We start from the raw sequence: 13,323 nt of genomic DNA on the forward strand, positions 1-13,323 counted from the left end.
TCTCTGATTCAGCGAACGCTTCACTTATGGGTAAAACAATCTTTTGCGATTTTGATGGCCCAATCGTCGATGTATCCGATCGGTACTACAGCACCTATCAACAGGGGTTGGCCCACGTTCAAGCAGTCTACGCTTCACAAGAACAGTCGCTTCCGCTCCATGTGCTGACAAAACACCAATTTTGGCAAATGAAACAGGAGCGCACCCCCGACCCTGAGATTGCAATGCGATCGGGGTTGCAAGGCCAGCAAATTGATCTGTTTTTGCAGCAGGTCAAACAAATGGTGAACCACCCTGAGTTGTTGCAGCAAGACCAGCTTCAACCCGGTGTAAAACAGGCATTGACGCAGCTTTATGTAGAAGGGGTGCAATTAGTGTTAGTAACACTGCGCTGTCAACAGCAAGTGCGACAATTGTTGCGTCAGTATGGCATCGCCCATCTTTTCAGTCAAATTCATGGAGCAACGGACGAGCAGGCTGCCTATCTCAACCAAGCAGAACACAAGACTCAATTACTGGCAGCCGCTATGACTGCAACTTCCATTGAACCTCATCCAGAGCCTTATACACCCGATCGCGCAGGTTCTACCCACGCTTGGATGATTGGCGATACCGAAGCCGATATTTTGGCAGGTCAGGCAGTGGGAATTTCCACGATCGCCCTTACCTGTGGCATTCGTAGCCAAGCCTATCTACAGCGCTTTGCTCCTTGCCAAATTCATACCGATTTAGCCACGGCCGTCACCTCCTTGCTAAAAACCGATCGCCATAATTGTCTTCCCAAGCATGTTGCTGCTTAGAGGCAAGATATTTAGATAGTGTAGAGATAATGTAGGTAATGGCTAGTGAGACTTGCTAGCGAGTTATAGGGCGCTTGAGCGTTTGCCCAGCTTTAATAATTTTGCTGGGTGGCTGCGGCTTCTCTAAATCACCAATTTGCTCCCACCAGCGATTGAGAGGGTAGTAGATAGCTGGGGCCCAAAGACTGCTGAGAATTGCAGAACTGAGAGCAATTTGCTGATGATAGACCCAAATTTCGCCTAAATTGCGGTTCACTTGGGCCGCATCTGATCCAAAAGTTTGCCAACTAAATTGAATGGCAATGATGGTTTCAGCAACAACCGCCATACCAAATACAATCAGCGCGATCGAAATAAAATCTTCGCGGATGTACCGCTGCTTCTGAATACGGGCAGTGAGAATCCCGACGATTGCTAAACTCAGCGCATGGGTTGGTGTCGGAGATGTCATGCCGTCTTGGATGAAACCTAGAACCAGTCCAGCCAGTGCCCCTTGAAATGCCATACGCTTGACACTCCAAGCCACGACCCAAATCAACAACCAATTGGGGCCGACCGCCAAAAGCTCCATACCAGGCAATCGAGTGGGCAAGAGCAGTAAGCAAAGCAAAACTGAACCGACTGTCACTGCCCAATTTAAAGCCCGCAGCGCCAGAGGATGCGATTGTGACCGTTCTGAATTATTCAATCCTTCTCACTCCTCAACCCAGATGAATCACCCGTTGAGTAGAGACGTTGCTGACTCGGTGAAAACTACTCAGGCAAAAACGACTCTCCAGCACGTTGTTTCTGTTCTCCTAATCGATTTAACTCATTCCCTGGATCTGTCTGAAACAGTTCAGACGCCTCCCTAGAAATATCAAGCTTGGGGTTAGGAGAGACCACGACCCACTCCAAATGGCTGATGGGAGCCGACAACGCCACCACCGCTTCAGGGGCAGGACTTTTGTTTAGGTTGATCGACTCTACCACGCCAACGGGCAAACCTGGCGGAAACAATTGGCTGTAGGAAGAGGTAGATACAACATCGCCAGGGCGCACATCAGGAACTTTATCAAAAAACTCCATGATGACTCGATTAGCGGCTTGCCCACGAATATAGCCCATGAAGCGCGATCGGCTAATGGTTACCCCAACTTGACTGGTAGGATCGCTAATTAAGAGGACTCGGCTTGTATTAGGTGTCACCTGGGTTACCCGCCCAATGATGCCACCGTTGCCAGAAACAATGAAACCAACCTCAATCCCGTCACGGCTGCCCCGCCCCAAAATCACCTGCTGCCACCAGTGGTCGGCACTGCGTCCAATCACCGGAGCGACGATACCAGCACCAGGATTTTCTGTCCGGTAGCCCAACAGTTCTTGAAGCTGACGATTCTGGCTCTCTAATTCCACTAGCCGTTGTTCCAACTGCTGCACTCGCACGGTTTCCACCTCAGCCGCCGGTTCACCCATAAAGGGTCGAGCCAAGGACTGATATAGCTCCAACACAGCCGCCCCTTGGGTTTGGCGAATTGCCCAAGCTGCGCCAAGGGCTAAGCCAATTAACCCAATCCGAATCCCGTATCGATCCCACCAGCGATGCAGTGCGTACATTCAGGTCAACAATTAACTCTAGGTGGCTTTCCAGCAAACAATGGAGCAATGCTCCCGATCGAAAAATAACCTTACAGATAAACTCACTGCTGATGAAAGGACGCGCTAGAAATTGCGAGAACGACCGCTGAACACCCGCTCTAACTGCTTAAAGTTCTCTAGAACTCGCCCTGTACCCAACACCACACAGCTTAGCGGATCAGCCGCTACATGTACCACGATTCCAGTTTCGTGGCTGATTAGAGTATCTAATCCTCGTAGCAACGCACCACCTCCTGCTAACATGATGCCCCGATCGATAATATCAGCCGCCAATTCTGGAGGAGTACGCTCCAGAGTGCGCTTGACCGCTTCAATAATAACCGATAGCGGTTCTGACATTGCTTCTCGAATCTCGGCTCCCTTCACTGTCACTGTCCGAGGTAGACCAGAGAGCAAGTGCAACCCGCGCACATCCATCAAAATGTCATCATCGTCATCGAGTGGATAGGCAGAGCCGATCGTGATCTTGATTTCTTCAGCGGTTCGCTCCCCAATCACTAGGTTGTGTACCTTCTTCATGTAGTTAAGGATAGCTTCACTTAACTCATCGCCAGCGACCCGAACTGACTCGCTCAGCACAGTGCCTTGCAAACTTAGAACAGCGACTTCGGTCGTGCCACCACCAATGTCAATAATCATATTGCCCGTTGGTTCTGCCACAGGTAGGCCTGCCCCGATTGCCGCTGCCACAGGTTCATCAATCAAGTACACATCACGAGCACCCGCTTGGGACGCAGCCTCCATCACTGCTCGTCGTTCTACACCTGTCACCCCACTGGGGATACCAATGACAATTCTAGGGGCGATTAAACCCGTGCGTCCTTCATGTACCCGACGAATAAAGTGCTTCAACATTAACTCGGCGGTATCGAAGTCGGCAATAACTCCATCACGAAGGGGGCGCAACGCCACCACATTGCCCGGCGTTCGTCCCAGCATCTTCTTTGCATCTTCACCAACGGCCAAGGGAACTTTATCCTCTTGATCGATGGCTACTACAGACGGCTCTTGCAGGACAATGCCCTTACCAGACACATAGACAAGCGTGTTGGCGGTACCGAGGTCGATACCCATGTCGCGTGAGAATGAGAAGCGATTGAAGAAACCCACTAATTTCCTAAGCTCCCAAAACGAGTGGTCTTGGTTGAATGTTTACAACAGCAAAATTCACAAAGTGGATTTTATTATGTTTTCAACTTACCGTCTAGTCATTTTGTTAAACTAATTTATCACTTTAGTTTACTCTTTACCTTCTAACTGTTTAGCTTCTAACGATTTACCGTCGAGTTAGCGATCGCATCTTTTAGAAGTAGCCGTCAGACTTTAGCAAAACCGTTTGGCTAGTTGTTCAATTATTTGTAGTTGAGTGCCATTTTTGCCTAAATTATCTAAAATGAAAGGTAAAAGAATAATACTTTTGTACTAGTCGCATTGGGTCAAGCCTTTTTGGAGAAGCTATGAGTCTTAATGTCGTTACATTAGTTGGGCGGGCTGGTCGAGATCCAGAAGTACGCTACTTTGAATCTGGAAGTGTGGTTTGCAAACTAACCTTAGCGGTCGATCGCGCCCGCCGCAACAGCGATGAGCCAGACTGGTTTACTCTAGAGATGTGGGGGAAAACAGCAGAAGTAGCGGCCAACTATGTCAAGAAAGGCAGCTTGATCGGCATTACAGGGGCACTGAAGTTCGATCGCTGGCAAGATCGCAGCACTGGAGCCGAACGTACTAGCCCCATAATTCGTGTAGATCAACTGCGATTGTTAGGTTCCAAGCGAGACAATGAAGCGGGAATGGCAAGCTTTGCAGGAGACGACGAGTTTTAATTCAAGGAATTGTCAGCAAAAAAATAGAGCATAGTCTAGCTATGCTCTGATTTCTATCTAAAAGGAACTCGTATTAATAGAATATCAATTACACCTTCGGATTTTCAGAATCTACTTCCGGAACAATATCAGGGCGCTCTTTATCTTCCCAACCCGGAGGGCGCTTGGAATTATACCAGGCAATTGAACCGATCGTTGTAGCTGCAATAAAACCAACAATAAGGACTAGTGTAGCTGATATAGGGAAATGAGGAGCTTGCGAAGCTACTTCTGCTACTAAAGATGTCATAGGTGAACCCTCTTAAATTATGTCGTAATCGAGTTTTAGACTACCAGTCGAGTTAGAACAGAGCATCTTCCTTTATGGAGATCTTAGATAATCCCATGAAGCTAGAGGTGTTGTCTAGGCAATTAGCTTCAGAAATGATCAATCTATTGCCAGTTTCAGGCTGTTGTACGGCTAATTCTTGGCACAGGATGCGATCGGTCACAATCGCTTGCATCAGTTCACTTGTGAATACTTCAAGTTGGGCTTCCGGCAACGCATCAAAGAGAATACGCTGATTAGGGAATACTACTTTCTCAAAATAGAAATCGCGAACGTTTGTAATTTTAATGATTTGAATATGAGGTGTAGTGTTGTTATAACTACACAGTATTTTGTGTTTGTGGCGTTTGGGAAAGGCGGAAAGGACTTGATGCGGGGGCTGAAACATGATGACGAATCCTCTGGAATAGACAGCAGTCGAGTAATGACAGGAGTAACTAACATTAAGAAAACCTTATCTATTTTCACAGATGGTTACGTCTGTCGTAGGAGGGATCAAGGTTTTCAGTATCGTCATAGAGGAAAGACGAATTTGTTTTAGTTGGGGAGCAATTTGACCAGAATATTTAAATTAACTGAGCACCGATCGCAGGACCTCAAAAGTACTTGCTTAGATTACACCTACTGAAGAAACTGCAAATCGTGTATTTTACGGTTGTTGCGATCGATCAATTTAATACCAAAGATTAGTGCGATATAACGATAGCTATCTTCTGTCATCTGTACCTTTCCTTACAATTAATTAACGGCATAGGTGATCAAACTAGATAGGTCTAACTTGCTTTCCAAGCATTAATATTGCTCATCAATTAATGACGAGCCGCCCTTGAGGTTCTAACTAGAGAGTGACGGTACGATCGGCATAAGGTGATCTTCTGATAGAGGCGAGAGAGGGGACGCAATTTGTAGGGTGGTATAAGCTATCTAAACAATCCAAAATAAGCGTTTGTAAACACAATTTGTAGATACGATAGAGATATGAATTACCTGGTGGCTGTTCTAGCCGATCGGATTCGAGCAGAAGCAGCATACTCTGCGTTAGAAGAGAAAGGTCTACCAAATCAACAAATCAGCATTGTTGGAGCAGGATATCAGAGCGCTGATGAATTTGGCTTGATTGACCCAAATAGCCAAGCTGGTAAACGATCGGGGCAGTTAGCTTATTGGTTGATCCCGTTTGGATTTGCGGCGGGTTATTTGTTTAATTTGCTAACGGGCATTGAAATTATCGGCTGGCTGGGACCACTGGGAAACCACCTCCTGGGTGGGCTGTTGGGGGCAGTCTCCGCTATATTGGGGGCGCTATTTGTTGGAGGTGCCGTGGGTTGGACGGTGGGCAGTGGTGATGCTTTGGTCTACCGCAATCGCATAAACAGTGGCAAATATTTGATCGTGGTAAAAGGTGACGAATCGATAGTACAAGCAGCCACTCCTATTCTGCGGCAATTTGAGCCTGAGAATCTTCAGGGTTATACCGAATCCACTAAATAAATTGCAGATCAGTGGTATTCAGTAGTGTTCAGATAGCACCTCAACGTTGGTAGGCAAAAGCACTACCGAACAGGCAGCAAAGAAGTTTACAACGTTTGATAGTTGATCCGAAATAGTTGAAATGAGAGGGACAAAATCAATGGCAACTGATCCACTTCTCAAAATTCGGGAGTCTGGTCAAAGTATCTGGATGGATAACTTGAATCGTCAGCTAATTCAGTCTGGCAAATTAAAGCAAATGGTCGAGGCTGGTAAAATCACGGGTCTTACGTCAAATCCGGCCATTTTTCAGAAGGCGATATCTAGCAGCGATCTCTATGATGCAGATATAGAAGCAGGCATTAAAGCTGGACGATCGCCAGTGGAAATTTACGAGTCGCTAGTTTTCGATGATATTCGCAAAGCCTGTGATATTTTTCAACCCGTTTATGAAGCAACGGATGGGCTAGATGGCTACGTTAGTATTGAAGTGTCGCCAAACTTGGCACGAGATACGCAAGGCACGATCGATGAAGCTCGCCGCTTTTATCAAGCAATCGATCGACCGAATGTCATGATTAAAATTCCAGGTACACCGGAAGGTTTTCCTGCGGTTGAACAGGTAATTGCTGATGGCATCAACGTCAACATTACATTGCTATTCTCGGTAGAAAGCTATGAAAAGACCGCTGAAGCTTATATGCGAGGATTGGAGCGGCGGGTAGACCAGAATCAGTCCATCCACAAATTGGCCTCTGTGGCTAGTTTCTTCTTGAGCCGCATTGACACGAATGTGGACGATCGTATTCAAGAGCGGCTGAGGCAGGTGGGTACCGATACCCTTAATAATGAAGCGCGTTTGCGGCAAGTTTTGGGTAAAGTCGCCATTGCTAATGCCAAAATTGCTTACCAAACTTTCAAGAAGATCACTGCGAGCGAGCGTTGGCAACGGTTAGCTAAGCAGGGTGCAAATGTGCAGCGGCTACTGTGGGCTAGTACTAGCACTAAGAATCCCGACTATAACGATGTGATGTACGTCAATGAATTGGTGGGGCGCAATACAGTAAACACGTTGCCTCCAAATACGATCGATGCCTGTGAAGATCACTGTGAAATTATGGCCGATCGCATTGAGTCGAACATCTCAGAAGCCTATCAGTTGATTGAAAGCTTGAACGACCCAGATATTGCTATTGATCTCGATGAAGTTATGGATGAGGTCATGCAAGAAGGAATTGACAAGTTTGTACAACCCTTTGAGTCGCTGATGCAATCAATTCAAGACAAGGTTGATCAAATGACTGTGGCAAAGTCATAACGCCTTTGGCAATAGAGTGGAGTTGCGGATGTTGACTCTAATTAAACATTGAACAATCTGCAAAGCGTGTTTCTGCATGTCAGGAATGCGCTTTTCTGTAAATAAATTTAAGTAGCAATTCTTAACATAAATCTGTAATATTGCGATCAAGCGTTTCTTCGAATCAGCTGTAATCGTATCGCTGATCACGCTTCAGCACAATTTTTACTTCCAATGCTAAAGAAATAAAAATTGCTAGCAAAAGCTCTTTAAAAATGCCCTAAAAGCCAGATGAAAACGAGCTTTGCGGTCACTGCATCTGTCTGAAAATGATCCTTATAACTATGTTAAGAAGCAGTCCGTTCCCAATTTCAACGGCTTAACCTGATAGTGATGGCGTTCGATCGTATCTTGAGTTGCTAGTTGAATCAAATAACACTCGATCAAAAAACGAAGTCCAAAGCATCAAAGTCCAAAGTATCAAGCACGTTTGACTCGGGTTGTGGGGCTGATTCGATTTCTGCTGGCACCGTTGAACCGAATCATCTTCCGTACCCAATCCTATGATAGGTCGCTTAACCTAGAGATATGAAGCAAATTCCTATTTCCTTGCTAACCCTTGTCGCAGGTGTTGTCATTACCCTAATTAGCATTTGGGTTGGTCAAAATCATGGTCTCCTGCCGGAGCAAGCCTCAGAGCAAGCTCCCCTGGTTGACAACCTGTTCAACACCATGATGATCATCGCTACTGCGCTATTTTTGGTTGTTGAAGGCGCGCTGGTGGCGTTTATGATCATGTTCCGCAAACGCGAAGGAGACGAAACGGACGGAGAACCGATCGAAGGAAACCTGCCCCTAGAGGCATTTTGGACAGCGATCCCAGCCATTATTGTGATTGGACTTGGCGTTTACAGCGTGGCGGTTTTCCAAGAAATGGGTGGATTAAACCCAGGGGATCATGCCGTCATGGCTCACGGTTCCCCCTCAACGCTGGTGGCACAAATGCCAGAAGGGGAGCCGATCGCTGGCGATGTAATGCCACTGATGGCAGAGTCCGAAGGCACATCTTCCGATGAGGTTCGTCCTTACTATGGTTTCGGTAGCCCTGATCAAGATCAAATCAAACCAGCAGATTTGGTCGTTAATGTCACTGGAATGCAGTACGCCTGGCTATTCAACTATCCGGGAGACAACATTACCACTGGAGAGCTACATGTACCCGTTGGTCGAGACGTGCAGTTGAATCTATCCGCTCAAGATGTGATTCACTCGTTTTGGGTTCCCCAGTTCCGCTTGAAGCAAGATGCGATTCCTGGTCTTAAAACCGAATTGCGATTTGTCGCTACTAAACCTGGAACCTATCCAGTCGTCTGCACGGAACTGTGTGGAGCTTATCACGGTGGCATGCGATCGCAGGTTGTTGTGCATCCTCAAGAAGAGTTTGATCAGTGGCTTGATGAAAATCGCGTAGTGGCGGAGCAACCCGTTGATTCAACAGTCGCTACGAATCCAGCTGACATGAGTGCCATCGAGTTTCTTGCACCTGTGTCTCAAGCCATGGGAATTCCTACCGATGCTCTGACTCATCTCCATGTCGCGCACGACTCTTAAATCTCTGACACCTGGGAGCTTGATTGAAAAGCTCCAACCAATTTGCCCCATCTACGCTTGATTCATTCACATTTGACTCATTCTACATAACGACGATTCCTGCAACCGCTATGACCCAAGCAGAAGTACCCGTCGGTAGCCAAGTCTATACCGAACACCACACCACACATAAAGCGTGGAAGTGGTATGACTATTTCACCTTCAATATTGACCACAAGGTGATCGGAATTCAATACTTGGTGACGACCTTCATTTTTTACTTAATTGGAGGGCTGATGGCTGTTGCCATGCGCACGGAGTTAGCCACGCCCGATCCAGACTTCCTTGATCCCAATCTCTACAATGCCTTTCTCACCAACCACGGAACCATCATGATCTTCATGTGGATTGTTCCGGCATCGATTGGCGGCTTTGGTAACTACTTAGTACCGCTGATGATTGGTGCGCGAGATATGGCGTTTCCGAAACTGAATGCTCTGGCTTTTTGGATGGTGCCTCCCGCTGGGTTGCTGTTGATGGGCAGCTTCTTTTTCGGGGGGGCGCAAGCAGGCTGGACTTCTTATCCACCGCTGAGCGAAATCACTGCTAACACTGCCCAATCCATGTGGATTCTGTCGCTGGTACTAGCTGGAACGTCCTCCATTTTGGGTTCAGTGAACTTTGTCGTCACTCTGGTCAAAATGCGCGTTCCCAGCCAAAAATGGGATCAACTGCCACTGTTTTGCTGGGCAATTTTTGCCACGTCGATTCTGGCGCTGGTTTCTACCCCTGTCCTGGCAGTAGGACTAGGGCTGTTACTGTTCGACATCAACTTTGGCACGGCTTTCTTTAAACCCGAAGCCGGTGGACAGGTGGTGATGTATCAGCACTTGTTCTGGTTCTATTCCCACCCAGCCGTGTATCTGATGATTCTGCCGATATTCGGCATTATGTCGGAAGTGATTCCCGTTCACGCCCGTAAGCCCATCTTTGGTTACAAGGCGATCGCCTACTCCAGTTTGGCGATTTGCTTAGTGGGATTGTTCGTCTGGGTGCACCACATGTTTACCAGTGGTACACCACCCTGGATGCGCTTATTTTTCACCATCTCCACGTTGATTGTGGCTGTTCCCACAGGGGTGAAAATTTTCAGTTGGGTGGCTACCCTGTGGGGCGGTAAGATTCGCTATACCAGTGCCATGCTGTTTGCAATCGGTCTGCTGATTATGTTCGTGTTAGGTGGTTTAAGCGGTGTGACTCTGGGAACAGCCCCGGTAGACATTCACGTACACGACACCTATTATGTGGTGGCACACTTCCACTACGTTCTTTTTGGTGGCTCGGTGTTTGGTATCTATGCCGGTATCTATCACTGGTTTCCCAAAATGACCGGACGGATGATGAATGAAACGTTAGGACGCATTCACTTTGCATTGACGCTGATTGGTGCAAATCTAACTTTCCTGCCTATGCACGAATTGGGTCTGAAAGGAATGCCGCGTCGGGTTGCAATGTATGATCCGCAGTTTGCTCACATTAATGTCATCTGCACGATCGGTGCATTCATTCTGGCGTTCTCCACAGTCCCATTTATCATCAACGCCATTTGGAGTTGGAGATACGGTAAAAAAGCGGGCGGCAATCCTTGGAATGCATTGACCCTAGAGTGGACAACTGATTCTCCGCCCATTATCGAGAACTGGGAAGTATTGCCTGTTGTCACTCATGGTCCCTATGACTATGGCATGAATGGCCACAGTGCCAACGGCAATGGCTATGGTGAAGCTATTCCGCCAGAACCGTCTGCAACTCGATAAACCCAGATGGTGGTCGGTAATGGGTATCGGAAACGGCGTACTCGCAAACCGCTATTTCAATTACCGATTACCGATCACCTCATTCCCTATGATTTGTGCATAACTCATTTACTGTTTCATTTCGACGAGCGCTTTAAGCTTATGCAAGGTTCCACCATTGATCCCACGAAAGCGGAACTGAATTCTCACGCTCCGGCGGCTCCGATCGAGCATCACGAGGAGCATCCTGATCTACGAGTGTGGGGATTAGTCACCTTCTTGATTTCAGAATCCCTAATGTTTGGGGGATTGTTTGCCACCTATTTGTTGCTGCGCGGTGCGGCGACAAGCTGGCCGCCTGAAGGCACCGAAGTCGAGCTACTGTTACCGACTATCAACACGATTATTCTGGTTTCTAGTAGCTTTGTGATTCACTATGGCGATGTCGCTATTAAGAAAGATAATGTAGCGGGAATGCGCAAGTGGTATATTATCACCGCCATTATGGGAGCCATCTTCCTAGCAGGTCAGGCGTATGAATATGCCACGCTGGGCTATGGCTTAAAAACCAATATTTTTGCCAACTGCTTCTATGTGATGACGGGCTTCCACGGGCTGCACGTATTTGTGGGACTGCTGCTCATTCTGGGGGTGCTGTGGCGATCGCGCCGTCCAGGGCATTATTCGTCTCACAAACACACAGGGATTGAAATGGCAGAAATCTATTGGCACTTTGTCGATATCATCTGGATTGTGTTGTTTGCCTTGCTCTATATCTTGACGCAATTCTAAAGTCCAGTGTTCATTTCAATCAAAGACGCAGAGGAGGGCATTGTCGCGGCAGTGCCCTATTGTTTTGCTATGTGTTTCATCTACCTGCTTCTCTTTTTAAAGTTTTAAAGAGAATGGGTGAGCCATGCCCACCCAATGGTTTGACGTTTTAACTAATTTTTCTCTGATTCGTTCCAGGCAGATATTTACTTACCGCTTACTCTTATCTGACCTCAATCCTCGGTCTTCCAGTTCAACCAATCTTGGGGCTTAAGAAACGTTTCATACAATTGCGCCTCGCGAGAGCCTGCTTCTGGTTGATAGTTATATTCCCAGCGCACCATTGGCGGCAGTGACATCAGAATGGATTCAATTCGGCCATTGGTTTGCAGCCCAAAGATTGTACCTCGATCGTACACCAGGTTAAATTCTACATAACGACCCCGGCGATACAATTGAAACTGACGCTCTCGATCGCCCCACTCGGTGTGGCGACGACGTTCGGCGATGGGAACATAGGCAGGCAAAAACGCATTGCCACAATCTTGAATGAAGGCAAATATTTCTTCCCAACTGCGAGCTTCTAGCTCCCCGACGGTGTTGCTGTGAGTAGCGGCAGGGCCATCTGGATCAGGGCCTCGATAAAGCTTGCCAAATCCATCTTGGTAGTCAAAGAAGATCCCGCCCACACCTCGCGTTTCCTTGCGGTGCTTCAAGTAAAAGTACTCATCACACCACTGCTTAAAGTTTGGGTAGTACTCAGGATGATGTCGATCGCAGGCAGCTTTGAGCGTTTGATGAAAATGCACCACATCTTCCAGGAAAGGATAGTAGGGAGTGAGGTCAATGCCTCCACCAAACCACCACACAGGACCCGCCTCAAAGTAGCGATAGTTGAGGTGAACGGTTGGAATGTAGGGATTACGTGGATGCAACACCATCGATGTGCCAGTTGCATAAAATCCATGTCCAGCCGCTTCTGGGCGCTGCACCAAAATTGAAGGTGGTAAGTCTTTTCCCCAAATCTCAGAAAAGTTGACGCCGCCTTGCTCAAATACGCCGCCACCCTTCATCACGCGAGAACGACCACCGCCCCCCTCATCGCGCACCCAGCTATCTTCCTGAAAGGTTCCTTCGCCGTCGAGGGCTTCTAGCCCTTGACAAATGTGATCCTGTAACGTTCTTAAAAACTCGCTAACCCGCTCTCGCGAATCAGCCGGAGGCAACGATCGAGTAGGCGAGTTTTTTTTATCAGGAAAGGATTTCACCATAACTTCAAAAGATGCGGCTAATTATCGACAAACAACTCGTGAGAGTTGAAACAACCATATAGAGACGAACGTGAAACTCAAAGGCAAACAGTCAATCAATTCCATCTACTTCCAACTTAGCAGGGCTTACCCAAACTCAGTCAAACGCCTAGAATCTCCGGAATCGATCGTTATTGTTTAACCTCAATCTAGGCTATACCGAATTTGTCCCCTCAGATGAATCGATAAATGAATGTAACGAAGCTTCACAAATAAGCTTCGTTAGATTGTTGCAAATCTTAAGACTACTGCAAATCTTAAGACTACGGCTTTCATCATCAGGACAACGTGATCACTGCGAATGGGTTGAAAGAAGAAGAAGCAAACCCTAACAGCCTTCCTGCAATTCATTGATATTCGATATTTGAGTTCTACTAAGTTCTACTAAGTTCTACTCAAAGTACGGAACTAGAGATACCTGCTTGACCAATTGAACCGATCGTCTAGATTACAATAGATAAGCTAAAGAAATCCATCGATAGGGCAGCCATCCTGGGGTT

13 protein-coding genes are annotated in these 13,323 nt (G+C 47.2%); 7 read left to right on the plus strand and 6 right to left on the minus strand.

Annotation, left to right across the window (positions count from 1 at the left end):
* Nucleotides 1–26: 26 nt before the first annotated feature.
* Nucleotides 27–800 (plus strand): HAD family hydrolase, encoded by a 774-nt coding sequence (locus OXH18_RS12515; protein ID WP_268613113.1) that lies wholly within the window; start codon nucleotides 27–29, stop codon nucleotides 798–800.
* A gap of 55 nt (nucleotides 801–855) precedes the next feature.
* Here the strand turns inward: OXH18_RS12515 and mreD are convergent, their stop codons facing one another.
* The 3 genes from mreD to OXH18_RS12530 all read right to left on the minus strand — a co-directional run bounded on the left by mreD (nucleotide 856) and on the right by OXH18_RS12530 (nucleotide 3,512).
* The gene (mreD, locus tag OXH18_RS12520; RefSeq protein ID WP_268607418.1) at nucleotides 856–1,488 is read right to left on the minus strand and encodes a rod shape-determining protein MreD; all 633 of its coding nucleotides are present in this window, start codon (nucleotides 1,486–1,488) and stop codon (nucleotides 856–858) included.
* A 65-nt stretch (nucleotides 1,489–1,553) separates the two neighbouring features.
* Entirely contained in the window at nucleotides 1,554–2,396 is an 843-nt protein-coding gene (gene mreC, locus OXH18_RS12525) for a rod shape-determining protein MreC (RefSeq protein ID WP_268607419.1), read from the minus strand.
* 105 nt (nucleotides 2,397–2,501) lie between these two features.
* Entirely contained in the window at nucleotides 2,502–3,512 is a 1,011-nt protein-coding gene (locus tag OXH18_RS12530; RefSeq protein WP_268607420.1) for a rod shape-determining protein, read from the minus strand.
* Nucleotides 3,513–3,895: 383 nt separating this feature from the next.
* Here OXH18_RS12530 and OXH18_RS12535 point away from each other — a divergent pair, with 383 nt between their 5' ends.
* Entirely contained in the window at nucleotides 3,896–4,261 is a 366-nt protein-coding gene (locus tag OXH18_RS12535) for a single-stranded DNA-binding protein (RefSeq protein ID WP_268607421.1), read from the plus strand.
* 88 nt (nucleotides 4,262–4,349) lie between these two features.
* Here the strand turns inward: OXH18_RS12535 and psb35 are convergent, their stop codons facing one another.
* Together psb35 and OXH18_RS12545 are read right to left on the minus strand one after the other, a co-directional pair.
* Nucleotides 4,350–4,550, minus strand: a complete 201-nt coding sequence (psb35, locus tag OXH18_RS12540; protein ID WP_268607422.1) for a photosystem II assembly protein Psb35 — start codon at nucleotides 4,548–4,550, stop codon at nucleotides 4,350–4,352.
* A gap of 52 nt (nucleotides 4,551–4,602) precedes the next feature.
* Nucleotides 4,603–4,977: a DUF1830 domain-containing protein gene (locus OXH18_RS12545; protein ID WP_268607423.1), complete on the minus strand. Its 375-nt coding sequence runs from the start codon at nucleotides 4,975–4,977 to the stop codon at nucleotides 4,603–4,605.
* Nucleotides 4,978–5,567: 590 nt separating this feature from the next.
* On the opposite strand from OXH18_RS12545, the gene OXH18_RS12550 reads away from it, so the two are divergent.
* From OXH18_RS12550 to OXH18_RS12570, 5 genes are all read left to right on the plus strand, one after another.
* Nucleotides 5,568–6,080, plus strand: a complete 513-nt coding sequence (locus tag OXH18_RS12550; protein ID WP_268607424.1) for a hypothetical protein — start codon at nucleotides 5,568–5,570, stop codon at nucleotides 6,078–6,080.
* Nucleotides 6,081–6,219: 139 nt separating this feature from the next.
* Nucleotides 6,220–7,377 (plus strand): transaldolase, encoded by a 1,158-nt coding sequence (gene tal / locus OXH18_RS12555; RefSeq protein WP_268607425.1) that lies wholly within the window; start codon nucleotides 6,220–6,222, stop codon nucleotides 7,375–7,377.
* 567 nt (nucleotides 7,378–7,944) lie between these two features.
* On the plus strand, nucleotides 7,945–8,967 hold the full coding sequence (locus OXH18_RS12560) for a cytochrome c oxidase subunit II (protein WP_268607426.1): 1,023 nt from the start codon (nucleotides 7,945–7,947) through the stop codon (nucleotides 8,965–8,967).
* Between the two features lie 110 nt (nucleotides 8,968–9,077).
* Complete coding sequence (gene ctaD / locus OXH18_RS12565) at nucleotides 9,078–10,763, plus strand: cytochrome c oxidase subunit I (protein WP_268607427.1); 1,686 nt, start codon at nucleotides 9,078–9,080, stop codon at nucleotides 10,761–10,763.
* Nucleotides 10,764–10,904: 141 nt separating this feature from the next.
* Nucleotides 10,905–11,534, plus strand: coding sequence for a cytochrome c oxidase subunit 3 (locus OXH18_RS12570; protein WP_268613174.1), 630 nt, complete (start codon nucleotides 10,905–10,907; stop codon nucleotides 11,532–11,534).
* 212 nt (nucleotides 11,535–11,746) lie between these two features.
* On the opposite strand, the gene hemF is transcribed toward OXH18_RS12570, so the two are convergent.
* Nucleotides 11,747–12,784 carry an oxygen-dependent coproporphyrinogen oxidase gene (hemF, locus tag OXH18_RS12575; protein ID WP_268607428.1) on the minus strand — a complete coding sequence of 346 codons (1,038 nt, stop codon included), beginning with the start codon at nucleotides 12,782–12,784 and terminating at the stop codon, nucleotides 11,747–11,749.
* Nucleotides 12,785–13,323 lie beyond the last annotated feature (539 nt).

Source organism: Thermocoleostomius sinensis A174, assembly GCF_026802175.1.
GTDB lineage: Bacteria > Cyanobacteriota > Cyanobacteriia > Elainellales > Elainellaceae > Thermocoleostomius > Thermocoleostomius sinensis.